Below are 23226 nucleotides of genomic sequence, written 5' to 3'. Positions count from 1 at the left end.
CGGTAACTCATTGCAAACAGAAAAGAAACAGGCCGATTCCCTTCGGCCCGATATTGCTCAACAGAAGCGTATTACTTCGTCGATTGTTCAAAGCGACGCAGCAGCGCGTTACCGCGTTCTACTGCGCTATCCAACGCCTGTTGTGGCGTCTTCTTACCTGTCCATACGCTTTCTAATTCTTCATCCACAACGGTACGAATCTGCGGCATGTTGCCCAAACGCAGACCTTTGGTGAACGGCAACGGTGGCTTGTTCAGCATCTGACGCGTAGCGATATCCGCACCTGGGTTTTTCTCATAGAAGCCCTGCTTCTGCGTCAGCTCATACGCTGCCGTGGTGATCGGCAGGTAACCGGTTTTCTGGTGCCATTCGGCCGCATTTTCTGGCTCGGCCAGGAACTTCATAAACTCAGCGACGCCTTTGTAGGTCGCGGCATCTTTTCCACCCATCACCCACAGGCTGGCTCCGCCGATAATGGCGTTCTGCGGTGCGCCTTTCGCATCGGCGTCATATGGCATCATGCCAACACCGTAGTTGAACTTGGCATGTTCGCGAATATTCGCCAGCGAACCGGAAGAGGCCGTGGTGATAGCGCAGTCGCCGTTATAGAATTTCTCGGTCGGCTCATCTTTGCGCCCGAAATAGGTGAAGTCACCCTTCTTGTTCATGTCCTGCAACAGCTGAATGTGCTTAACCTGCGTTGGTTTGTTGAATTCCAACACGGCATCGGTGCCGTCAAAGCCGTTGTTTTTGCTCGCAACGGGCAGACCGTGCCAGGCACTGAAGTTTTCAATCTGAATCCAGCCTTGCCAGCCGCTGGCGTAGCCACACTTCATCCCGGCTGCACGCAGTTTGGCGGTGTACTCAGCCATCTGCTGCCAGGTTTTCGGCGGCTGCTCAGGATCTAAGCCGGCCTTCTTGAAGGCATCTTTGTTGTAGTACAGCACCGGCGTGGAGCTGTTAAACGGCTGCGACAGCAGGTGACCGCTCTTCGCATCGGTGTAATAACCGGAGACAGTCGGTACAAACACCGACTCATCGAAATTAATGCCTGCGTCTTTGAAGACTTCATAGACAGGCTTGATGGCTTTACTTGCCATCATGGTCGCCGTACCGACTTCATAGACCTGCAAAATAGCGGGCGCATTCCCCGCACGATAGGCCGCAATCCCGGCAGCCAGGTTTTGTTCGTAGTTGCCTTTATAGACCGGCACAATTTTTACATCGCTGTGCGCTTTGTTAAAACGGTCAGCCAGAGAATTCACTTCTTTCCCTAATTCGCCTTCCATGGAGTGCCAGAAAGGAATTTCTGTCGCGGCCTGCGCACTGGCGCTCATCAGCGCTAATGCCACACACGCCGCGGCGGTGCGAATAGCATGTGTTTTACGAATTGTGTTGTTGAACATGCCTGTCTCCTGCAATCAATTAAATGCGCCATCATCACGGCGTTTTTTATGCGAAGGTAAACATGACATGAGTGCATGACAGAAAAATAACTGGAAAATGACGGGAAAGTGACAAAGAAAGGGGAGGACATAAGTAAAGAAGTCTTTTATCCTACAGTAAATAGATTTTACAGGTTTTCACTAAACATGGACGACAACCAGCGTAAGAAGTGGAATAACAGTCTAAAAACCAATATTCAAGATAATGCTGGTCGTTACTCCTTATACCACGCTATCTTGGCAGGAGATGAAAGCGGCGAAAGTCCATTGACGCTGCATGAAATTGCCGAGAATAAAAAGCGTAATCAGAATAGTTCTTCTAGCCCGCCCCCATCGCAACAAAGGCTAGAATAACGGCATGAAACCATAAGGTTCTATTAAACACTCTGAATACCCTACTCAAGGCTATTTTCGAATGGCATCAACGATAACGGTTTTCGGATCGTTGATGATTCCTATATGTATAGTTTTATCTGAATCCGTAGACTTCCAATACTCACCCGTCGTGTCTGTGTAACTCAGCGTAAAACCAAGCGACGCTAGATAGCTGCGTATGTTTGTCGCATCATTGGTATTTTGAAACGTAATATTGCTGACTTCCAACGCAGGGCCATCAACCGTTGCATAGCCAAAATCATAGAGAGAAGAAATGCGCGGGCTATTTTTAATGATATCGTCCGTAAGCATTTCATACCGTCGGGTGTCCAGCTCCGAATAGCGAGAACTTCCTTCCATCAGAATGACTAATGCAGGCCAATAATAGATAAGCGGCAAGGCAATGAGGAGCGATACAGCGAGTAATATAATTATCTTTTTTTTCATTTTATTCAAATAGATGAGTTATTATTTCAGTGCCATCGTAGGATGCAATACCTACGTTTCCTGACTTAAAATCATTATAGGGTTGTATTGTTTGCATAAAAGAGGGGAGATACCCCAATCGAGGTTGAGCATGCGGCATCTTCTCAGGGTCTGGAAATAAAATAGGGCGGAATCCTATGTTTTTAAAATTTCCGATAGGGCCATAAAAATCCCATCGTTTTAATGCTTCTTCTTTACTCACTGGCCGTAATAAATAAAAAGGATTAGGAGTAGAAACCACTCGGTAAAAACCTAATAAATCTGAAACAAGATCTTCCCCACTAAATCCACTATCTGTAACTAAATTGAATGGAAAAGAGGCCTGCATAGATTCAAACCGTTTCGCTACGGTGAGCATCATAGCAAGAGCAATGCGATGTCTTTCTTGAAGAGACCTTCCTTTTTTTATCCGCCATTTAATAAACCGGTTGATAGTGACACTTCTTCTGAGTCCAATCATGCCTTGTTTATAGGTCACATCGTAGTATGGCATTCCGTCTTCAGTATTCTCTCCGACATACATTTGTTGAATAATATCCTTAATGTCGTCCCCTTTCGCATGGCCTAAATCAATCCACCCTAGCACCTCGGTATAAATCAAGCCATATGTCACACCAGAGGCTTGTCGGCCATCAATAATTTCACTACGCACGCTCATTATTTACATTCCTTTGTTTTTCATGAGTTTATTTAATTAACGACATCGCGATAATACGTTTATTTCCACATTCGACTCAAGACGATAGTTAGACCGTCCCAATTTAGCTATCCCTCTCACCCCGCCACCAGCACCTCAACCCCCATTTTACATAATGCATCTTTGGCGGCGGCGGGCAGGCCGTCGTCGGTGATGATGCTGTCGAAGACGCTGAGCGGCGTGGCAAGATGGGTGGCAATGCGACCGTATTTCGACGCGTTTTCTGCTGGCTGAACATCACAGCGTTTTTTAGGCGAAAACAAACATGGCATGCGCGTATGACAGAAAAAATAGCTGGAAAATGACGGGGAAATGACTAAGAGAGGGAAAGATAAAAGCACCGATTAAACATACTATTTCGTGCCACTACAATTGCAACCATTGCAGAAAACCCGTAATTTAGACTATAGTTATTATTACTAGTCATGTTTAAGGATTAACCGTGGCGGTATACACCACTAAGCTCTTCGATAAAAAACTAAAAAGCGAAATACTTTCTGATAGTTATCTTTGTAAGATTGCTCATGAGGTGATGAATGGCAGTTTTGAGGGTGACCTTGGCGGTGGCGTGCTTAAAAAACGAATTGCATTGAATGCCGGAAAGAGTGCAGGAGCCAGAACAATCATCTTTTTCAAGCTGGCTCTAATCTATTTTTTGCCGATGGATGGAAAAAAATCAGGTCAGGAAAGGCGTTAAAGAAATTCAGGATGATGAGCTGGCTGTTTATAAAGACATTGCTGGTGACCTATTTCAACTCACCGTTCAACAAATAGCTCAATTAGTAAAAGTGAAAGAACTACGAGAGGTGGAATGCGATGGCTGCAAAAATGAAAGAGCTACAGGAAATGGCGAAAAGCCTGCATGAACATGGAGGTATCACTGATACCACGATGGAACGCATCAATAATCGGGTTGCAGCAAGGGAATTCCGTGAACGCATTGAGCAAGCTCACGCAATGAGCGGAGCAGACATTCAGAACATGCGTTCCCGTTATAAAATGTCGCAATCTTCTTTAGCTTACGCTCTCAATATGTCCGTTGAGAGCGTCTCAAAATGGGAACGAAATGAGAAGAAACCCTCAGGGGCTGCACTACGTCTTCTCAATATAATCAACGAGAAAGGTCTGGATATTTTTGCCAGTTAGACAAACAGACATAATCCCCTCCTTCACGCCACCAGTACCTCAACCCCCATTTTGCTCAAGGCTTCTTTGGCGGCGGCAGGCAAGCCATCGTCGGTGATGATACTGTCGAAGACGCTGAGCGGCGTGGCGAGATGGGTGGCGATGCGGCCGTATTTTGAGGTGTCGCACAGCAGGACGCATTTGCTGCTGGCTTCCACCGCCGCGCGTTTCACAACCACTTTGTCTTCATTCGGCGTGGACAGCCCGCGCAGGCTCCATGAAGAGGCGGAAATAAACGCAATATCGATAAACAGGTGGCGCAGCGCCTGCGCCACCCCTTCCCCAATGCAAGAGCGGTTTTCCCGACACAGCGTGCCGCCCGTGTGGATCATACGGCACTGGCTGGACTCAATCAGAAAGGCTGCGATAACAAAATCGTTGGTGACAATCAGCAGATCGTCACGATCGGCCAGTTCGCGCGCCAGCGATAGCGTGGTAGTGCCCGCATCCAGATAAATGCAGCTATTGAACGGGATATGCTGTGCCGCCAGTTTGCCAATTGCTTCTTTCTGCTGGCTGAACATCACCGATTTATCCTGATGCGACGGCTCAATCGCCAGCCGTTCAGGCGAGCGCACACCGCCGGAGACACTCAGCAGCAGGCCGTCCTGCTCCAGCTTTTGCACATCGCGCCGTACCGTCATGTGCGACACGCCCAGTCGCTCGGTCAGTTCGTTAATGCTTACCGCGCCGCGCTCGGCGATCAGCGCCAGAATCTGTTGATGACGTTCTACTGGAATCACGCTGTCCGTTCCCTGTTTGATTGTGCTGGTCTGATAAATAGGGGGGCTGATAAATATTGTGAGAAACACCCCGCTTGATGACGATAATTATCATAAATTCACGTCATAAACCACGCCAGACATAACAACCTTTCTCATCACTCAATGCCAAAATAGAGATAATATAATGATATTTAAAGATAATAATGGAAATTACCTTCCCAGCGAGGTTCAACTACACTGAATCATCACGATCTCAATGTTAATTTATGTGATAAAAATCACCACAATTTGTTCTGATAGTCCTTATATTTAACACCAGAGAACAAAAAATCACTAATTTTAACAAGGCAACCACGATGAAAAAGACTTCTGATTATGCTGTCGCCGTTATCGGTCTGGGTTCCATGGGCTTTGGCGCTGCGGCGTCCTGCATCAACGCTGGCCTGACGACATACGGTGTCGATATCAATCCGCAAGCACTGGAACGCTTACGTCAGGCGGGGGCGGCACAGGCAGAGACACATATTGATGCCTTCGCTGACAAGCTGGATGCCGTGCTGCTGTTGGTCGTAAACGCCGCGCAGGTTAACGGGATTCTGTTCGGTGAGCCGCAGGTCGCAGCGAAACTCACGCCCGGCACCGTGGTTATGGTGTCTTCCACGATCTCCGCGCAGGATGCCAAAAACATTGAACAGCGTCTGGCTGAGCACCAGCTCATCATGCTGGATGCACCGGTATCCGGCGGGGCGGCAAAAGCTGCCGCAGGCGACATGACGGTGATGGCATCCGGCTCCGATCTGGCTTTTGAGAAACTGAAACCTGTGCTCGATGCCGTCGCGGGCAAGGTCTATCGCATCGGTGAAGAGATCGGGCTGGGTGCGACCGTTAAAATTATCCACCAGCTGTTGGCAGGCGTACACATCGCCGCCGGCGCAGAAGCAATGGCACTGGCCGCGCGTGCGGATATCCCGTTGGATATTATGTACGACGTGGTGACCAACGCTGCCGGGAATTCCTGGATGTTTGAAAACCGCATGCGCCACGTTGTGGACGGCGACTACACGCCAAAATCCGCCGTTGATATTTTCGTGAAAGATCTGGGACTGGTCACCGACACCGCCAAATCGCTCCATTTCCCGCTGCCGCTGGCCTCCACGGCATTCAACATGTTTACCGCCGCCAGCAACGCCGGATTCGGTAAAGAAGACGACAGCGCGGTCATCAAGATTTTTAACGGCATTACGCTGCCGGAAAAGAAGGAGGCACCATGATCAAGCTAGGTGTGATTGCCGACGATTTTACCGGCGCCACGGATATCGCCAGCTTTCTGGTGAACAACGGGCTGCCGACCGTGCAGCTCAACGGCGTACCGCCGTCCGATTTTAAGGTCGACACGCAGGCCGTGGTGATTAGCCTGAAATCGCGTTCCTGCCAGGCGGAACAGGCCGTGGCGGATTCACTCAAGGCGCTGGCGTGGCTGCAACAGCAGGGCTGCCAGCAGTTCTACTTTAAATATTGTTCCACCTTCGACAGCACCGCGAAAGGCAACATCGGTCCGGTGACCGATGCGCTGTTAGAGCAGCTCGGCGAAACGCAAACCATCATCTCTCCGGCGCTGCCGGTGAACGGCAGAACCGTCTATCAGGGCCATTTATTCGTGATGGATCAGTTGCTGTCTGAATCTGGGATGCGCCACCATCCCGTCACGCCGATGACGGACAGCAACCTGATGCGCGTCATGGAACAGCAGGCAGCCGGACGCTGCGGGCTGGTGCCGTATGCGGTGATGGATCAGGGTGCAGAGGCCGTTAAGCAGCGGCTGACGCAGTTGAAAGAACAAGGCATACGCTATGTGGTGCTGGATACGCTGAACGAACAGCACCTGTTAACGCAGGGCGAAGCGCTGCGCGACATGAAGCTGGTCACCGGTGGTTCCGGCCTGGCGATTGGCCTGGCACGTCAGTGGGCAGAGCCCGCAGCACAGACTGGCTCCGCCACCGAGGCAGGTAAGCCACAATCCGGCGCAGGCGTTGTACTGTCCGGTTCCTGCTCAGTGATGACCAACAAACAGGTCGCTCACTACCTGAAACAGGCAGCGGGGCGCGCGATTGACGTCGCTCGTTGTCTGGAAAGCGATGATGCTCAGCAAGTCTATGTGCAGGAACTGGCAGACTGGGTGAAGGCACATCGTGGTGACGCACTCGCGCCGCTGCTGTACGCCACGTCATCACCCGACGAACTGGCGCAGATTCAGCAGCGCTGGGGCGCAGAAGCCAGCAGCCAGGCGGTTGAGAAACTGTTTGCCGCCGTCGCCCGCCAGCTTCAGCAGGATGACTTCCAGCGCTTCATCATCGCGGGCGGGGAAACCTCCAGCATCGTGGTGCAAACGCTGGGCATTCACGCATTCCATATCGGGCCGTCCATTTCTCCCGGCGTGCCGTGGGTGCGTTCGACCAATCATCCACTCTCTCTGGCGTTGAAATCCGGCAATTTCGGTGATGAAGACTTTTTTGCCCGCGCCCAAAAGGAGTTTGCTGCATGAGTGAAACACACCACAGCACAGAAGCTGCGTTGAACAACGAACAACGCGCACGCGCGGAAATGGTCAAGCTGGGCGCGTCCTTTTTCCAGCGCGGCTACGCCACTGGCTCAGCGGGCAATCTCTCGCTGCTATTGGATGACGGCACGCTGCTGGCAACGCCGACCGGCTCCTGCCTTGGCGAACTGGATGCCGAGCGGCTGTCCAAAGTCAGCCTGAGCGGCGAGTGGATCTCTGGGGATAAACCGTCGAAAGAGGTCAGCTTTCACCTGTCGATTTACCGTAACGACCCCGACTGTAAGGCGATTGTCCACCTGCACAGCACTTACCTGACGGCGCTCTCGTGTCTGGAAGGGTTGGACACGCAGGATGCCATCAAGCCGTTCACACCTTATGTGGTCATGCGCGTCGGTAAAGTGCCCGTCGTGCCTTATTACCGCCCCGGCGATGCCCGGCTCGGTGAAGATCTGGCGAAGCTGGCCTCGCGCTACAAGGCGTTCTTATTGGCTAACCACGGCCCTGTCGTCACTGGTAAAGATCTGCGAGCGGCGGCGGACAACATGGAAGAGCTGGAAGAAACCGCCAAGCTGATTTTTATTCTCGGCGATCGAAAAATTCGCTACCTCACCGCTGACGATATTGCAGAGCTATCTTGATGAGCCATTTTTTGCTGAGCCAAGGAGTTAACCATGCCTAAGTTTGCTGCCAATCTTTCTATGCTGTTTACCGATGTGCCGTTTCTCGACCGTTTTAAAGCCGCTGCCGATGCGGGTTTCACCTCGGTTGAGTACCTGTTTCCTTATGACTATCCGGCACCGCTGCTAGCGGAAAAGCTGCGGGAAAATGGCCTGAAGCAGGTGTTATTCAATACCGCGCCCGGCAATATTGCTGCGGGTGAATGGGGCGTTTCTGCGCTGCCCGACCGCATTGAAGATGCCCGCTGGGATATCGATAACGCGCTGGAATATGCGCTAGCACTCAACTGCCCGTCGGTGTTGGTGATGGGGGGCGTCGTGCCGCCCGGTGAAGACCGCGCGGCCTATCAGCAAACCTTTATCGATAACCTGCGCTATGCCGCCGATAAATTTGCGCCGCACGGCATCAATATCATGATTGAGGCGCTGAGTGCGAAAGTGAAACCGAATTATCTGTTCGCCAGTCAGTATCAGGCGCTGGAATTAGCCAATCTGATCGACCGACCGAATGTGTATATCCAGCTGGATTTCTTCCACGCACAAATTGTCGATGGCAACCTGACGCAAATTATTCACGATTTGGCTGACCGTATCGGACATATTCAAATTGCTTCGGTTCCTGCACGACACGAACCCGATGAAGGGGAAATTAATTATCCGTTCATCTTTGCCGAATTGGATCGCGTGAATTATTCCGGCTGGGTTGGCTGTGAATATAACCCACGCGGTAAAACGGAAGACGGATTGGGATGGGCTAAACCTTGGCTGGAGAAAAAACACTAATTCACTTATCCAGGATAATAATGTCAACACCAGAAACATAGTCGTTAGACGCGAATAAATAAAAAAGAATAAGTCAGACTCCTGTATATATTGCAGGAGTCGAGGCATCCCTTTATTCAAATAACAAACAGATACCCACTACCTTTTCAGCCTCTGAATTGAAAAATGGGTCAATGAGGATAAGAACATGGCCACCTCGCTCTTACTCTGCATCGCTATCGCCGGGGTATTACTCCTGCTGCTGATGGTCATTAAATTTAAAATACAGCCCTTTGTCGCCCTGCTGGTTGTCAGTCTATTGGTTGCATTAGCAACCGGAATACCCACAGAAGAAATAATGAAAGTGATGTCCAGTGGAATGGGCGGGGTACTCGGTTCGATCACCATGATCATTGGGCTAGGTGCCATGCTAGGCAGAATGATCGAGGTTTCTGGTGGTGCTGAGTCTTTGGCAAAGAAATTCACGCAAACACTGGGAGAAAAACGCGTCATTGCCGCATTGACCATAGCGGCATTTATTCTCGGCATTCCGGTATTTTTTGATGTCGGCTTTATTATCCTCGCCCCGATCATTTACGGCTTTGCGAAAGTCGCGAAAGTCTCTCCACTCAAATTCGGTTTGCCCGTCGCCGGTGTCATGCTGACTGTGCACGTTGCGCTTCCTCCTCACCCAGGCCCAGTGGCCGCGGCCAGTTTGTTAAAAGCCGATGTGGGCTGGTTAACCATATTGGGGCTGGCGATCTCTATTCCTGTCGGCATTATCGGTTTCTGGGTTGCAAAATATATTAACCGTCGGCAGTACGCGCTATCTGTTGATGTGCTGGAGCAACTGCAATTAGCAAAAACTGAAGAAAAAAATGAGGTGGCGCCACATAATAATGCGCCTTCCGCCAGTCTGGTTACGGCGCTGATTGTCATCCCTATCGCCATTATTATGCTCGGCACCGTGGCGGCGACGCTGTTCCCAGCAGGCCACCCGCTGCGTAATATCACCACGTTGGTCGGTTCCCCTGCGGTTGCGCTACTGATTGCCCTGGCACTCGCCTTTTACTTTATCGCTATGCGTAGAGGCTGGTCGCTTGAAAAGACCGGCAACATTATGGGCGATGCCATGCCTGCCGCGGCGGTCGTCATCATGGTGACCGGTGCGGGCGGCGTATTCGGTAAAGTGCTGGTGGAATCCGGTGTCGGTAAGGCGCTGGCGGATACGCTGACCAGCATTCACCTGCCGCTGGTGCCTGCCGCGTTTCTTCTGTCACTGGCGCTGCGTGCCTCGCAAGGTTCCGCTACCGTTGCCATTCTCACCACCTGCGGCCTGCTGAGCGAAGCCGTCAGCGGCCTGAACCAGATGCAGCTGGTGCTGGTGACGCTCTCTGCCTGCTTTGGCGGACTGGGCCTGTCGCACGTCAATGACTCTGGCTTCTGGATTGTCACCAAATATCTGGGGCTGTCCGTCGCCGACGGCCTGCGCACCTGGACGGTGCTGACGACGATCCTCGGGCTGGCTGGGTTCCTCTTCACCTGGGCATTGTGGCTGGTGCTGTAATAGCGCTGGTGCTGTAATAGCGTGAAATTTCACAATGGGGAGGCTGCGGCTTCCCCGTTGGTATCAACTGAATAATGCATGTACATACCTCCTTTATGCTGAAAAATGCGCCCTTTTTACTCCCGTATTCCACATCTACCCGTTTTTATTCTGCCTTTATAATATCTTCAGGTAAGAAACAACGCGTTTTCCTGCCTACTCTCGCAAATTGGCATACCGCACACATTAATGTAATTAATCAGAAGTGCACCCAATTCCTGACCTGTCGCAAAGGATGCCCAATCTATAAGGCAAAGCCTGCATCAATCAATGAAAAATAATAAAGGAACATTATGAATTTTCTATCAAAAATGAAACTGGGTGCCATGCTTGGCGCAGGTTTCGCTTCTGTCATCATTATCGGTCTGATGGTTGCCATTCTGGGGCGCGTCCATCTCGCCAATCTGGGTAAAGATATTGAATCACTCTCTGAAAAAAACCTGACCAACCTGCTTCTGATTCAGGACACCAAGAGTGGCTTTGAGGTTGTCGCCCGTGTTGTCCGTAATATCGGGCTGTCACAAGACAGCGCGCGTATCCAGGAAGAAAAACGCATTTTAGATCAGCAAATTACCCGTAATAGTGAAGCGCTGGAAAAAGTCTATAAACAGCTTGCCGAACCGGAGGCGCGTGCCTTGCTGGAACAACTTACGCAGGCTCGGCCGGTTTATCTGAAAGCGGTGAATAAAGCTATTGCATTAAGCCTCTCTGGGGTGCCGGAAGAAAAAGTGCAGGCCGCGTTAGTTATGGTCAATGAATTACCCCCCGCACAGGCGTCAGTTTTTGCGGCTCTGGACGGGCTGACAGCGTTGCAGAAAAAACAAACGATGGAAACGACGACCAACGCCATGCATAAAGCCAGAGACGATGGCAATACGCTGCTGCTGTTCGCTGCGTTCGCAGTCTTCGTCGGGATTTTTATCTCCATCTTGATTACCCGCACGATAAAAAATCTGCTGGGTGGCGAAGTCGCTTACGCCGCATACATCGCGCAAGAGGTTGCACAGGGAAATCTGGCCGTCAGCGTCGATCTGCGCCCCGGCGACAACCACAGCGTGCTGGCCGCCATGAACGGTATGCGCAAAAGCCTGAGTGGGATTGTTGAACAGGTGCGTGAGAGCAGCGAATCGATCGCAACCGGTGCCAGCGAGATTGCCGCAGGCAGTACCGATCTTAGCCAGCGCACAGAAGAGCAGGCGGCCAATCTGCAACAAACCGCCGCCTCAATGGAAGAAATAAGCCAGACCGTGCGCCAAAACACCGAGACGGTGCGTAATGCCACACAGCTGGCACAGGCCACCAGCGATACCGCAGCCAAAGGAGGCAAAGCCGTTGGCAATATCGTTGTCACCATGAAAGAGATTACCGACAGTTCGCGTAAAATTGGCGATATCATTAGCGTCATTGACGGCATCGCCTTCCAGACCAACATTCTGGCGCTCAACGCCGCGGTGGAAGCCGCACGGGCTGGCGAACAAGGCCGTGGTTTTGCGGTGGTTGCGGGTGAAGTGCGTTCTCTGGCACAACGCTCCGCTTCTGCGGCAAAAGAAATCAAAGAGCTGATCGGCCACAGCGTCGAGAAGGTGGAAGCCGGTTCCGCCATGGTAGACAGCGCTGGCGCGACGATTGAAGAGCTGGTACGTCAGGCACACAATGTTGCGGGTCTGCTTAACGAAATTGGCGTCACCACGCAGGAGCAAGAATCCGGCGTCTCGCAGATTCATGATGCCGTGAACCAACTTGACCAGGTCACACAGCAGAACGCCGCACTCGTTGAGCAATCCGCTTCTGCCGCCGATAGCCTGAGCGATCAGGCTGCCCGTCTGGTCGAACTGATGAAAGTGTTCGTCGTTGAAGGCGGATCGTCACAGCGTATTACACCGCCGTTGAAACGGCCTGACAGCGCCAAACTCTCTCTCGCTAATCCTAAAAGCAGCACGAGAAGCGATAACCAAAACTGGGAGCAGTTCTAATTCTACGCGGGGGATGGATCGCACATCCCCCCACTTTACTTTCACATCCCTTCACCGCCAGCAGCATCTATTTCCTGCATGTCCTGTTTTTGCCTCATCCGCATGCGGCAATATCGACAATTAAAATCAATGTTTTCTCTGGTCATGCCGATATTCTAGAGTGGACTGCTTAGTTATTCATCAGAAGGATTTAGAAACTGCAGTCGTACATCGCTCCCGTCGTGCAAAAGAAAATCCGCTTAATAACAATAAACAGTGTCAATAAGTCATGAGGATAACATGCAGAATAAAAGAAAAATGAAACTGGGTACTCAGGTCGGTTCGGGTTTTGCCATTGTTATTGTTATCGGCCTATTAGTGGCCATTTTCGGCAGAATGCATCTAGTTGGCCTCGGTAATACCACTGACAGGCTGGCCAAACACCACCTCGCCAACCTCATCGTGCTACAAGAATTGAAAGATAATCTTAACGTCACGATCAAAGCCACGTTGCGTATGCTTATCGCAACCGAACAAAAGGTTCTGGAAGACAATCAAAAACTGATTGAAGCCACGAGCGCCAAAAACACGAAACTCGTCACTCAGTTGGAAGAAAATTTACGTGCAACCGAAGTCCGCAATATTCTGGGTGAGCTTCAGCAAAATCGCACTGAATTTGCCACCGTGGGCCGTCAGGCCGTCGCGTTGTCACTCAGCAACAGGCAGGCCGAATCTATCGAGTTGGTGAAAACCCAGCTTGAACCCATACAAACCCGGCTTTTTAACAATCTGAACAACATGATTCAGTTGCAGAAAGACTACACCACGCAAACGGCAACCAACGCGATAGAAGAGTCCTACTATAATGGCAATTCACTGCTGGTTCTGGCCGTCATCGCTTCATTGTTTGGTGCAGGCATTGCCTGGCTGATTACCCGCCATATCAAGAAGCAGCTGGGGGGCGAACCCGCCTATGCCACGCAGGTCACACAGGAAATCGCACAAGGTAATCTCGCGATGCCGGTCGATCTGACATCAGGCGACAATACCAGCCTGCTGTTCGCAATGAACAACATGCGCAAAAGCTTAAGCAGCATTGTTGAGCAAGTGCGTGAGAGCAGCGAATCGATCGCAACCGGTGCCAGCCAAATTGCCGCAGGCAGCACCGATCTCAGCCAGCGTACGGAAGAGCAGGCGGCGAATCTGCAACAAACCGCCGCCTCCACGGAAGAAATGAGCCAGACCGTGCGTCAGAATGCCGATACGGTGCGCAATGCCGCTCAACTGGCGCAGGCCGCCAGCAATACCGCGGCGAAAGGCGGTGAAGCCGTCGGCAATATCGTTATCACCATGAAAGAGATTACCGACAGCTCGCACAAAATTGGCGACATCATTAGCGTCATTGACGGTATTGCCTTCCAGACCAACATTCTGGCACTTAACGCCGCGGTAGAAGCCGCACGCGCAGGTGAACAAGGTCGTGGCTTTGCGGTCGTAGCAGGCGAAGTTCGCTCGCTGGCACAGCGTTCTGCAACGGCAGCCAAAGAGATTAAAGAGCTCATCGGCCACAGCGTTGAGAAAGTCGAAGTAGGCTCCAGACTGGTCAGCGATGCGGGAACGACAATCGAAGAACTGGTGCGTCAGGCCCGCCACGTTGCCGATCTGATTAACGAAATTGGCGTGACGACGCAGGAACAAGAATCCGGCGTCTCGCAGATTCATGATGCGATTAACCAGCTTGATAAGGTGACGCAGCAGAATGCCGCGCTCGTTGAGCAATCCGCTTCCGCTGCCGATAGCCTGAGCGATCAAGCGGCCCATCTGGTCGAGCTCATGAAAACCTTCACCGTAGAGGGCGGATCGTCACCACGCATTGCACCACAGCTGAAAAGACCTACCAGCGCCACACTCTCTCTCGCCAATCCTAAAAGCAGCGCGGGAAACGATAAGCAAAACTGGGAAACCTTTTAACAGCCAGCCAAAAGTCCCCCAAAACCGCTGAGCGATCGGCGGTTTTTTGATCCCTTTATGACCCGAACGTCTCACATTACCTTTCCGACCCTCATCGACAATGACGAGCGAAATCTTTCAATAGGGAAAGACAATGAATAAAGAGAAAAATCAGCAATGCATTTTATATTAAACGTAATTGAATAAAATCAATAAAAAAACAAGTAATGCAATGTTCGATGATAAAAACATCAAATATATGAAGGTAAAAACATCATGTTGTTCGAAAAAAAAGAATGAATAAAAAATAAACACCCCTCAGCGTTGAATAAATAAGCAAAAAATCATAACCACAACGTTTATTAACATGATTGTCAATTTAGCATTACAGTATGACTCCAGTTTATTTTTTCTCTAACCCATAGAGATATTGCGGCTTTTACCGCCACCTTTTATACTCCAGCGCCATCATTTACCCTTATTTGTCTATGTTTTAGCGCACCAGACACGACGACTACTTACCGGAAAGCGTGACAGGAAAAAGTAAACTTAGGATAAGTTTATTAGCCAAGGAAAACAGGCAACGATTACGGGAAAGGATATACCTGTCATTCTTCAAGTCGCATGTTTATTTATCTTTCTGCGACGCGAGTCTTTAGGGTATCAACGTGATGGTGCTTGCAAAATAAATACATTTTCGCAACGCCTATTTCACGTTTAAAGCACGCCGACACCAACCATATTCATTCTCAACATATAATAAGGGACACAATGAATCTCATAAAAAAGAGTAGCCTGGGTAAAATGCTAGGGACTGGCTTTACCCTGGTCATCGCTATCGGATTTCTGGTGGCGGTATTTGGCCGTATCCAACTCGACAAGCTCGGAGAAAACATCCAACTGCTGTCGCAAGTCCGCATTACCAACCTCATGATGATGAAGGAGTTTAAAGACAACATAAACACTAACGCGATCACCATCAGAAACCTCACGATGCGGGAAAACAGCCAAAAGATACAGGAAGAGAAAACCCACATCGACAATATGATCGCCCGTAATAATGCGTTACTCGCCAAAATACGCGACCGCGCTATCGATCAACACTCACAAGAACTGATTGCGGTACTGGATCGCGTGCGACCAGCCTATAACGACAGCATAAGAAGCGCCATCGCACTGGCCACGGCACACAGGAACAAAGAAGCTCAAGACCTACTATTAACCGACGTTCAGGCTAAGCAGGATATCGTCTTCAGCGCATTGAATGATATGGTTAGTTGGCAAGAGAAGATTACGGTTGATGCTGCTAACCAGTCCTTAAAGAATGCTACCAGCGCAGGTACATTGATGGTCATCATCGCCCTGCTTGCTGTTGTGTTGGGCGCAATAATCTCATGGTGGATAACTCGAACCATTAAACGTCAGCTCGGGGGAGAACCGGCCTACACGTTGGAAGTCACGCGTCAGGTTGCGCAAGGGAATCTGGCCGTTGCGATTGAATTGCGCGACGGTGATACCACTAGCGTGCTGGCCGCGATGGAAGAGATGCGTCAAAACCTGAGCAACCTCGTCGGTCAAGTGCACCAGAGCAGCGAATCTATCGCTACAGGCGCGACGCAGATTGCGATGGGAAACACCGATCTGAGCCAGCGCACGGAAGAACAGGCTGCAAATCTTCAGGAAACTGCCGCCTCAATGGAACAAATGAATACCACGGTGAAGCAAAATGCCGCCACCGTGCGCACCGCAACAGAGTTGGCCCATTCCGCCAGCACGACGGCGCAAAAAGGTGGCGATGCGGTCAATAACGTTGTGCGTACGATGGAAGATATTATCGCCAGTTCGCGTAAAATTGGCGATATTATCGGTGTGATTGACGGTATTGCCTTCCAGACCAATATTCTGGCGCTCAACGCTGCCGTTGAAGCAGCCAGAGCGGGTGAACAAGGCCGTGGCTTCGCCGTGGTCGCCGGTGAAGTGCGATCTCTGGCACAGCGTTCCGCTTCTGCCGCGCGTGAAATCAAAGATCTGATTAGCGTAAGTGTGGCCAACGTGGAAATGGGGGAGAAACAGGTTAACGATGCGGGCATCACCATCAAAGAGATCGTCGAAAAGTCTCAGCACGTTGCCAACCTGCTCAGTGAAATTGGCCTGACCACGCACGAGCAGGAACAGGGCGTTGCTCAGGTGAATGATGCGGTGAATCAGCTCGATCAGGTGACGCAACAGAACGCCGCGCTGGTTGAAGAATCTGCCTCCGCCGCCGACAGCCTGAGTGAGCAAGCCAGAACGCTGCTGGAATTAATGGGCGTGTTCAAAATCAGCGGCGTTCAAACGCCAGCACCACGGCTGACATCACAAGCGAAGAAGCCGACGACACCGAGGCTGGCTCTGGCTGGTACACCAGGCAGCACAAGCCGTGATAATTGGGAAACCTTTTAACGAACGCGGCCAAGTGATAGATTCCGGAGCCACTTAGCACACAAAATAAAGCCGCTGACTCTTCAGCGGCTTTTTACATTAGCGGGTAATCCGTTATCGGCGATTACAGCGCCCGACGCAGGCGAGCCACCGCTTCATGCATTTGCTCATCCGTTGCCGTCGCAAAGGACAGACGCAGCGTTGAGTAATCGAGATTATCTGGGAAGAAGAACTCGCCCGGCACGAAGACCACGCCCTGATCCAGCGTCTTCTTCAGCCATTCCGTCGTGTTGAAATCGTCCTGACGGAACTTCGCCCACAGGAACATCCCACCTTTCGGTTGGTTGAAGGTGATCACATCACCCAGTTCCTTCTCGACCAGTTGTGCCAGCAGTTCGCCTTTGTGCTTATATGCGTGGCGAATTTTCTCGATCTGCGTATCCAGACGTCCTAATCCCAGATAGCATTCCGCGACGGTCTGCGATAATGCGCTGGCATGCAGGTCAGCGGCCTGTTTGATAATCGCGACTTTGTGCAACAGCCAATCCGGCAGAATCGCCCAGCCGAGACGTAATCCCGGTGCCAGCACCTTCGAGAACGTAGAGGTATACAGCACGTATTCCGTGCTACCCAGTTGCTCTTGCGCCAGTTGGAACAGCGTCGGGTTGCGCTCTTCGGTGAAGCGCAGCTCGCCATAGGGATCGTCTTCGATAATGACAAAACCGTAGCGCTCTGCCAGTTGAACCAATTTCAGGCGACGTTCATAGCTCAGCGTCACGCCGCTCGGGTTACCGAAGTTCGGAACGATATAAACGCCTTTGATGCGCTGTTTCTTCAGCAACACTTCCAACTCGTCGACGACCATGCCGTCGGCATCGGACGACACCGACATCACCTGCGCCTGCGCCAGTTCCAGCGTTTGCAGCGCAGCCAAGTAAGTCGGGCGTTCAACGACGAACACATCGCCCGGATCGACCATCGCACGCATGATCAGGTCAAGCGCCTGCTGCGAACCGGCCGTCACGACAATGTCGTCACCGCGCGTTTTTACGCCGCGTACGGCGCACAGCTCGGCAATGCGATCGCGCAACACGCCGCTGCCTTCGGTTAAACCATACTGGAATGCCGTTTTCGGCTGTTCGGTAATCGCTAACTGCGTGGCCTGGCTTAGCCCTTCGAAATCAAATAATGCATCTGACGGAATCCCGCCAGCCAGCGAGATAATATTTTCCATCTTGCTGTGTTTCAGCAGTTCACGGATGGCGGAACTTTTTAACCGAGCGATGCGGTGCGCTAACAACCCTTCAATGGCCATTTCTTCTTAACCCTTCTACGAAACAGGCCGGTAAACCGGCCCGATAACGATTCTCCCTGTAATCCTTCAAGCAGCATGCGCGTTGGCGTTCCGCCGCTCGAATGATTTAGGGTAGATCTGCTCTAAAATTATCCGCCCAGATAGGCCGAACGTACCGCTTCATTAGCTAACAATGCCGCTCCGGTATCTTCCAATACGACATGGCCGTTTTCAAGTACATAACCCCGATCGGCCAGTTTCAGCGCCTGATTGGCGTTTTGCTCTACCAGGAAGATGGTCATGCCCTCTTCGCGCAGTTGCTGGATCGTATCGAAAATTTGCAGGATGATGATCGGTGCCAGGCCCAGCGACGGCTCGTCCAGCAGCAATAAACGCGGCTGGCTCATCAGCGCACGGCCAATCGCCAGCATCTGCTGCTCACCGCCGGACATCGTACCGGAACGCTGGGCGCGTCGTTCATACAGACGCGGGAACAGATCGTAGACGCGCGCAATCCGTTCCTGATACTGATCGCGCTCGGCAAAGAACCCACCCATCGCCAGATTCTCTTCTACCGTCATGCGGGAAAAGACGCGACGCCCTTCCGGCACAATCGCGATAGCTTCACGCATAATCTGCGCGGTCTGCCAGTTCGTGATGTCCTTGCCATCAAACGTGATGGTGCCTTCTGTGGCGCGCGGGTCACCGCACAGCGTGCCCAGCAGCGTGGTTTTACCGGCACCGTTCGCGCCGATCAGCGTAACAATCTCGCCCTGATTAATATGCAGGCTCACCTGATGCAGCGCCTGAATTTTTCCGTAGTGGGCCGAAACCTGATGTAATGACAGCATAAACGTTATCCTTCACCCAGATAGGCACGGATGACATCCGGGTTGTTACGAATTTCAGCTGGAGTGCCTTGTGCCAGCGGCGTGCCCTGATTGACAACATAAATCCGGTCGGAAATTCCCATCACCAGTTTCATATCATGTTCAATCAACAACACGGACACCTGATGGCTACCGCGCAGTTCCGCAATCAGCTGATTTAACTCGTCAGTTTCTTTCGGGTTCAGACCAGCCGCAGGCTCATCCAGCATCAGCAGCTCAGGGCGCGTCACCATGCAGCGGGCAATTTCCAGACGGCGCTGCTGGCCGTAAGCCAGATTCCCCGCCTGACGGTTCGCTAAATCCAACAGACCGATACGCTCCAGCCACACCGCGGCGCGCTCTTGCGCATCGGCTTCCGCACGACGAAAGCCCGGCGTTTTCAATAGCCCAGCAAACACGCCACTTTTCAGGTGCTGATGTTGCGCGACCAGCAGGTTCTCGATCACCGTCATTTCACGGAACAGACGAACATGCTGGAATGTGCGCACCACGCCCATTCGGGCAATCGCCTGTCCGGGTAACCCTTCCAGGTGACGATCGCGCAGCATAATGGTGCCGCCGCTTGGGCGATAAAAACCGGTCAGGCAGTTAAAGACCGTGGTTTTCCCTGCCCCGTTCGGGCCGATCAGCGAGACGATTTCGCCCGCATGAATATCCATTTCAACGTTGTTGACCGCCAGCAGGCCGCCAAAACGCATCATCAGACCTCTGACTGATAATAGTGGCTGCGTGCTCATGCTTGCTCTTCCTTCTTCGCGACTTTCAACTTCATCTCAGGACGCTTCATCGGCAGCAGGCCTTGCGGACGCCAAATCATCATCAGAACCATCAACGCGCCCAACAGCAGCATGCTGTATTCATTCAGATCGCGCATCAATTCGCGGGACACGACCAGCAAAATTGCAGCGAGAATGACCGCAAACTGCGAGCCCATCCCGCCCAGCACGACGATGGCTAGCACAAAGGCAGATTCAGCGAACGTGAACGATTCTGGGCTGACAAAGCCTTGACGCGCGGCAAACAGCGTACCAGCAAACCCCGCGAACGCAGCGCTGATAGTAAACGCAGTCAACTTAATGCGCGTTGGGCTTAGCCCCAGAGAGCGGCAGGCGATTTCATCATCGCGCAGCGCTTCCCAAGCTCGTCCTAACGGCATCCTTAACAGACGGTTAATAACAAACAGGGTTAACACGACCAGCAGCAGCGCGACCAGATACAGGAAGATAATACGGTCGCTCGGATCATATTGCAGACCGAAGAAATTGTGGAACGTATCCCAACCGCCGTCGCGCGCACTGCGGCCAAATTCCAGACCAAAGAAGGTCGGTTTAGGGATCTGGCTGATACCGTTCGGACCACCGGTAATTTCAGTGTTGTTCAGCAGCAGGATACGGACAATTTCACCGAACCCGAGCGTCACAATCGCCAGATAATCACCGCGCAAACGCAGCACTGGGAACCCCAGCAGGAAGCCGGACAACGCCGCCGCCATGCCCGCCAGCGGCAGACTTTCCCAGAAACCCAATCCGTAATAGTGATTCAACAGCGCATAGGTATACGCACCAATAGCGTAAAACCCGCCGTAGCCCAATACCAGCAGGCCAGACAGGCCCACCACAACGTTCAAGCCCAGACCCAGCATCACGTAAATCAGCGTGAGCGTGGCGATATCCACCGTACCTCGCGACACCAAAAACGGCCATGCAATAGCGGCGATAATCAATGCCGCTGCTACTATCTTCTGCCGTGGCGTACTGCCATCAAAGCTCGGCAGCACCAGCGCAGGTGCAGAGAATTTCTTGATGCTTTGCTGGAAGAACGGGCGAATCAACTGGAAGAAGAACACCACGATGCAGCCCGCACCAATCCAATACCAACGAACTTCATCAGCACCGCGCACCACCAATTTGGTGCCATCCAGCGCCAACTGCATGCCCATTAAGAACGACGCCAGCACCAGCAGCATGAGCGCGGAAACTAACGCATTAAACAGGTTGAGCTGTTTCATACTTTCTCAACCTCCGGGCGACCCAGAATGCCGGTTGGCATCACTAACAGCACCACAATCAGCAGCGCAAACGACACCGCATCTTTGTATTCCGTGCTCAGGTAAGCGGACGTCAGCGCTTCGGCTACGCCCAGAATCAGCCCACCGATCATCGCACCAGGGATACTGCCGATTCCACCCAGTACCGCCGCCGTAAAGGCTTTCATCCCGGCCATAAAGCCGATATAGGGGTTGATAACGCCGTAGAATTGTCCCAGCAGCACACCGGCAACGGCGGCCATGAGCGCACCAATGACGAAAGTCAGGGAGATCACGCGATCGGTGCTGATACCTAACAGGCTAGCCATTTTCAAGTCTTCCGCACAGGCGCGGCAAGCGCGACCCATACGGGAATAACGAATAAATAACGTCAGTGCCAGCATGGCGAGGAACGTAACAATCCAGATGGTTAACTGCATGGTGCTAATCGTCGCAGCAAAGCCATTGCTTTCGCCCAGCACCCACTGGCCGGTCACCAGACTCGGCAGCGCAACATCACGCGAGCCCTGATTCAGGCTGACGTAGTTTTGCAGGAAAATTGACATCCCGATGGCAGAAATCAGTGCAATCAGACGCTTTGACGTTCGAACAGGTCGGTAAGCCACCCGTTCGATACTCCAGCCGTAGGCGCTGGAAATGACCACGGCGGCAATGAAAGCGGCACCAATCAGGAGCCAGCCAGCATCGATACCCATCATCATCAGGGCCGCAATCACAATAAAAGAGACGTAGCTACCGATCATATACACTTCGCCATGTGCGAAGTTAATCATGCCGATAATGCCGTAAACCATGGTGTAGCCAATGGCGATCAGCGCATAGGTACTGCCCAACGTCAGGCCGTTGAACATCTGCTGAAAAAAGTAAAGGAACTGCTCGGACATACCTTAAACCTTAAATGCTGCCCCCGCGCCTTGCGGCAACGGGGGCTTCGGTATTGAGGGATTAGTAGTGGTATACACTCAGCGAGCGGAGAATGCTCTTCACGCCGAAGAGGCAGACAACGGCATCTTCATCCGTTACCCACCTCTCGGCATGATGCTTATTTCACTGCGCTGGAAGTACCGTCTTTGTGCCACTCAAATACGCCAAATTCAAACCCTTTCAGGTCGCCTTTTGCATCCCAGCTTAATGGTCCCATTACCGTATCCACAGGATTGGCTTTCAGATCCGCGACCAGTTTTGCCGGCTCATCGCTACTGGTACGTGTCATCGCGGTGGTCAGCGATTGCAGTGCGGCATAGGTCGTCCAAACGAACGGACCGGTTGGATCCAGCTTCTTAGCTTTCAGCGCATCAACAATTGGTTGGTTAGCCGCAACCTGATCGTAACGCTTCGGCAGCGTCACCAGCATGCCTTCAGACGCATCGCCTGCGATGTTGGACAGCGACGAGTTACCCACGCCTTCTGGGCCCATGAATTTTGTGGTCATGCCAGCCTGACGCGCCTGACGCAGAATCTGCCCCATTTCTGGGTAGTAGCCACCGAAATAGACGAAATCGACGTTCTCTTTCTTCAGACGCGCAACCAGCGTGGAGAAATCTTTATCACCCGCCGTCACACCTTCAAACAGAACAACGTTCGCACCGGCTTTTTTCAGGCTATCCTGAACAGAGCGGGCCAGGCCTTCACCATATTGCTGTTTGTCATGAACCACGGCGATACGCTGTGGCTTGATGGTTTCGACAATGTATTTTGCTGAAGTTGGCCCCTGATCGGAATCCAGCCCCGTCGTGCGCAGCACCATTTTATAGCCGCGCGTGGTTAAGTCAGCGTTGGTTGCCGCAGGCGTAATCATGATCACGCCTTCTTCTTCATAGATATCAGACGCAGGCTGCGTTGAGGAGGAACACAGATGACCAATCACATAACGGATACCGTCATTGATGACCTTGTTTGCGACGGCAACGGCCTGCTTAGGGTCGCACGCGTCATCATATTCAACGCCAACCAGTTTGTTACCGTTTACGCCGCCTTTTGCGTTGATGTCTTCAATGGCTTGACGCGCGCCAATGAACTCCATATCGCCATACTGTGCAACGGGGCCAGACATGGCACCAACAACCGCAACCTTAATATCGGCAGCGCTGACTGCGTGACTCAACGCCGCAGCCATACAACCCATCAGCAATACTTTACCTTTACTGAGCTTCATTC

At 51.9% G+C, this 23226-nt stretch carries 22 protein-coding genes and 1 pseudogene; 12 read left to right on the top strand and 11 right to left on the bottom strand.

Features of this window, described 5'->3' with window-relative positions; all coding sequences use genetic code 11:
• Positions 1–71 precede the first annotated feature (71 nt).
• The gene (gene ugpB / locus IG609_RS00520; RefSeq protein ID WP_102118137.1) at positions 72–1406 is read right to left on the bottom strand and encodes a sn-glycerol-3-phosphate ABC transporter substrate-binding protein UgpB; all 1335 of its coding nucleotides are present in this window, start codon (positions 1404–1406) and stop codon (positions 72–74) included.
• Positions 1407–1592: 186 nt separating this feature from the next.
• Here ugpB and IG609_RS00515 point away from each other — a divergent pair, with 186 nt between their 5' ends.
• A complete protein-coding gene (locus tag IG609_RS00515) occupies positions 1593–1799 on the top strand; it encodes a hypothetical protein (protein WP_125226370.1) in 207 nt (68 codons plus the stop codon).
• Positions 1800–1850: 51 nt separating this feature from the next.
• Here the strand turns inward: IG609_RS00515 and IG609_RS00510 are convergent, their stop codons facing one another.
• From IG609_RS00510 to IG609_RS00500, 3 genes and pseudogenes are all read right to left on the bottom strand, one after another.
• A complete protein-coding gene (locus tag IG609_RS00510) occupies positions 1851–2267 on the bottom strand; it encodes a hypothetical protein (RefSeq protein WP_193400712.1) in 417 nt (138 codons plus the stop codon).
• A gap of 1 nt (position 2268) precedes the next feature.
• The gene (locus IG609_RS00505) at positions 2269–2964 is read right to left on the bottom strand and encodes a hypothetical protein (protein WP_193400710.1); all 696 of its coding nucleotides are present in this window, start codon (positions 2962–2964) and stop codon (positions 2269–2271) included.
• Positions 2965–3080: 116 nt separating this feature from the next.
• Positions 3081–3224: pseudogene (locus tag IG609_RS00500) on the bottom strand (DeoR family transcriptional regulator); the annotation flags it as partial.
• A gap of 221 nt (positions 3225–3445) precedes the next feature.
• On the opposite strand from IG609_RS00500, the gene IG609_RS20545 reads away from it, so the two are divergent.
• From IG609_RS20545 to IG609_RS00490, 3 genes are read left to right on the top strand one after another with little or no spacing between them, the layout of a single operon-like run.
• The gene (locus IG609_RS20545; RefSeq protein WP_404825823.1) at positions 3446–3700 is read left to right on the top strand and encodes a type II toxin-antitoxin system RelE/ParE family toxin; all 255 of its coding nucleotides are present in this window, start codon (positions 3446–3448) and stop codon (positions 3698–3700) included.
• A complete protein-coding gene (locus IG609_RS20540; protein WP_205562248.1) occupies positions 3669–3869 on the top strand; it encodes a hypothetical protein in 201 nt (66 codons plus the stop codon). The genes IG609_RS20545 and IG609_RS20540 overlap by 32 nt, the downstream gene beginning before the upstream one ends.
• Complete coding sequence (locus IG609_RS00490) at positions 3820–4149, top strand: helix-turn-helix domain-containing protein (RefSeq protein ID WP_039308513.1); 330 nt, start codon at positions 3820–3822, stop codon at positions 4147–4149. Before IG609_RS20540 ends, IG609_RS00490 begins: the two co-directional genes overlap by 50 nt.
• 23 nt (positions 4150–4172) lie before the next feature.
• Here IG609_RS00490 and ygbI read toward each other — a convergent pair whose 3' ends face one another.
• Positions 4173–4931 carry a DNA-binding transcriptional repressor YgbI gene (gene ygbI / locus IG609_RS00485; protein WP_193400709.1) on the bottom strand — a complete coding sequence of 253 codons (759 nt, stop codon included), beginning with the start codon at positions 4929–4931 and terminating at the stop codon, positions 4173–4175.
• 338 nt (positions 4932–5269) lie between these two features.
• On the opposite strand from ygbI, the gene ltnD reads away from it, so the two are divergent.
• The 8 genes from ltnD (at position 5270) to IG609_RS00445 (ending at position 16859) form a co-directional block, all read left to right on the top strand.
• Positions 5270–6184 (top strand): L-threonate dehydrogenase, encoded by a 915-nt coding sequence (gene ltnD / locus IG609_RS00480; RefSeq protein ID WP_193400706.1) that lies wholly within the window; start codon positions 5270–5272, stop codon positions 6182–6184.
• The gene (otnK, locus tag IG609_RS00475; RefSeq protein ID WP_193400704.1) at positions 6181–7455 is read left to right on the top strand and encodes a 3-oxo-tetronate kinase; all 1275 of its coding nucleotides are present in this window, start codon (positions 6181–6183) and stop codon (positions 7453–7455) included. Before ltnD ends, otnK begins: the two co-directional genes overlap by 4 nt.
• Entirely contained in the window at positions 7452–8108 is a 657-nt protein-coding gene (gene otnC / locus IG609_RS00470; RefSeq protein WP_193400702.1) for a 3-oxo-tetronate 4-phosphate decarboxylase, read from the top strand. Before otnK ends, otnC begins: the two co-directional genes overlap by 4 nt.
• Before the next feature lie 33 nt (positions 8109–8141).
• Complete coding sequence (gene otnI, locus IG609_RS00465) at positions 8142–8930, top strand: 2-oxo-tetronate isomerase (RefSeq protein WP_193400699.1); 789 nt, start codon at positions 8142–8144, stop codon at positions 8928–8930.
• Between the two features lie 187 nt (positions 8931–9117).
• On the top strand, positions 9118–10476 hold the full coding sequence (locus IG609_RS00460) for a GntP family transporter (RefSeq protein WP_193397790.1): 1359 nt from the start codon (positions 9118–9120) through the stop codon (positions 10474–10476).
• Between the two features lie 332 nt (positions 10477–10808).
• A complete protein-coding gene (locus IG609_RS00455) occupies positions 10809–12488 on the top strand; it encodes a methyl-accepting chemotaxis protein (protein ID WP_193397791.1) in 1680 nt (559 codons plus the stop codon).
• 279 nt (positions 12489–12767) lie between these two features.
• The gene (locus IG609_RS00450) at positions 12768–14438 is read left to right on the top strand and encodes a methyl-accepting chemotaxis protein (RefSeq protein ID WP_193397792.1); all 1671 of its coding nucleotides are present in this window, start codon (positions 12768–12770) and stop codon (positions 14436–14438) included.
• Positions 14439–15188: 750 nt separating this feature from the next.
• Positions 15189–16859, top strand: coding sequence for a methyl-accepting chemotaxis protein (locus IG609_RS00445; RefSeq protein WP_193397793.1), 1671 nt, complete (start codon positions 15189–15191; stop codon positions 16857–16859).
• A gap of 103 nt (positions 16860–16962) precedes the next feature.
• On the opposite strand, the gene IG609_RS00440 is transcribed toward IG609_RS00445, so the two are convergent.
• The 6 genes from IG609_RS00440 to IG609_RS00415 form a co-directional block, all read right to left on the bottom strand.
• Entirely contained in the window at positions 16963–18153 is a 1191-nt protein-coding gene (locus IG609_RS00440) for an aminotransferase-like domain-containing protein (protein WP_193397794.1), read from the bottom strand.
• Between the two features lie 128 nt (positions 18154–18281).
• A complete protein-coding gene (livF, locus tag IG609_RS00435) occupies positions 18282–18983 on the bottom strand; it encodes a high-affinity branched-chain amino acid ABC transporter ATP-binding protein LivF (protein WP_010306529.1) in 702 nt (233 codons plus the stop codon).
• Positions 18984–18988: 5 nt separating this feature from the next.
• On the bottom strand, positions 18989–19759 hold the full coding sequence (gene livG / locus IG609_RS00430; protein WP_193397795.1) for a high-affinity branched-chain amino acid ABC transporter ATP-binding protein LivG: 771 nt from the start codon (positions 19757–19759) through the stop codon (positions 18989–18991).
• Positions 19756–21030, bottom strand: coding sequence for a high-affinity branched-chain amino acid ABC transporter permease LivM (locus IG609_RS00425; RefSeq protein WP_102118126.1), 1275 nt, complete (start codon positions 21028–21030; stop codon positions 19756–19758). Before IG609_RS00425 ends, livG begins: the two co-directional genes overlap by 4 nt.
• Positions 21027–21953 (bottom strand): high-affinity branched-chain amino acid ABC transporter permease LivH, encoded by a 927-nt coding sequence (livH, locus tag IG609_RS00420; RefSeq protein ID WP_039275912.1) that lies wholly within the window; start codon positions 21951–21953, stop codon positions 21027–21029. Before livH ends, IG609_RS00425 begins: the two co-directional genes overlap by 4 nt.
• Before the next feature lie 158 nt (positions 21954–22111).
• Entirely contained in the window at positions 22112–23224 is a 1113-nt protein-coding gene (locus tag IG609_RS00415; protein WP_102118125.1) for a branched-chain amino acid ABC transporter substrate-binding protein, read from the bottom strand.
• Positions 23225–23226: the final 2 nt, after the last annotated feature.

Source organism: Pectobacterium quasiaquaticum (assembly GCF_014946775.2).
Classification (GTDB): domain Bacteria; phylum Pseudomonadota; class Gammaproteobacteria; order Enterobacterales; family Enterobacteriaceae; genus Pectobacterium; species Pectobacterium aquaticum.
Note: the sequence above shows the minus strand (reverse complement) of the source record. Positions and strands in the feature narration are given on the sequence as shown.

Bases quoted from the DNA above. Each gene is read 5' to 3' on its own strand.
- ugpB (WP_102118137.1), bottom strand. From the start codon at position 1,406: ATGTTCAACAACACAATTCGTAAAACACATGCTATTCGCACCGCCGCG.
- IG609_RS00515 (WP_125226370.1), top strand. From the start codon at position 1,593: ATGGACGACAACCAGCGTAAGAAGTGGAATAACAGTCTAAAAACCAAT.
- IG609_RS00510 (WP_193400712.1), bottom strand. From the start codon at position 2,267: ATGAAAAAAAAGATAATTATATTACTCGCTGTATCGCTCCTCATTGCC.
- IG609_RS00505 (WP_193400710.1), bottom strand. From the start codon at position 2,964: ATGAGCGTGCGTAGTGAAATTATTGATGGCCGACAAGCCTCTGGTGTG.
- IG609_RS20540 (WP_205562248.1), top strand. From the start codon at position 3,669: ATGGAAAAAAATCAGGTCAGGAAAGGCGTTAAAGAAATTCAGGATGAT.
- IG609_RS00490 (WP_039308513.1), top strand. From the start codon at position 3,820: ATGGCTGCAAAAATGAAAGAGCTACAGGAAATGGCGAAAAGCCTGCAT.
- ltnD (WP_193400706.1), top strand. From the start codon at position 5,270: ATGAAAAAGACTTCTGATTATGCTGTCGCCGTTATCGGTCTGGGTTCC.
- otnK (WP_193400704.1), top strand. From the start codon at position 6,181: ATGATCAAGCTAGGTGTGATTGCCGACGATTTTACCGGCGCCACGGAT.
- otnC (WP_193400702.1), top strand. From the start codon at position 7,452: ATGAGTGAAACACACCACAGCACAGAAGCTGCGTTGAACAACGAACAA.
- otnI (WP_193400699.1), top strand. From the start codon at position 8,142: ATGCCTAAGTTTGCTGCCAATCTTTCTATGCTGTTTACCGATGTGCCG.
- IG609_RS00460 (WP_193397790.1), top strand. From the start codon at position 9,118: ATGGCCACCTCGCTCTTACTCTGCATCGCTATCGCCGGGGTATTACTC.
- IG609_RS00455 (WP_193397791.1), top strand. From the start codon at position 10,809: ATGAATTTTCTATCAAAAATGAAACTGGGTGCCATGCTTGGCGCAGGT.
- IG609_RS00450 (WP_193397792.1), top strand. From the start codon at position 12,768: ATGCAGAATAAAAGAAAAATGAAACTGGGTACTCAGGTCGGTTCGGGT.
- IG609_RS00445 (WP_193397793.1), top strand. From the start codon at position 15,189: ATGAATCTCATAAAAAAGAGTAGCCTGGGTAAAATGCTAGGGACTGGC.
- IG609_RS00440 (WP_193397794.1), bottom strand. From the start codon at position 18,153: ATGGCCATTGAAGGGTTGTTAGCGCACCGCATCGCTCGGTTAAAAAGT.
- livF (WP_010306529.1), bottom strand. From the start codon at position 18,983: ATGCTGTCATTACATCAGGTTTCGGCCCACTACGGAAAAATTCAGGCG.
- livG (WP_193397795.1), bottom strand. From the start codon at position 19,759: ATGAGCACGCAGCCACTATTATCAGTCAGAGGTCTGATGATGCGTTTT.
- IG609_RS00425 (WP_102118126.1), bottom strand. From the start codon at position 21,030: ATGAAACAGCTCAACCTGTTTAATGCGTTAGTTTCCGCGCTCATGCTG.
- livH (WP_039275912.1), bottom strand. From the start codon at position 21,953: ATGTCCGAGCAGTTCCTTTACTTTTTTCAGCAGATGTTCAACGGCCTG.
- IG609_RS00415 (WP_102118125.1), bottom strand. From the start codon at position 23,224: ATGAAGCTCAGTAAAGGTAAAGTATTGCTGATGGGTTGTATGGCTGCG.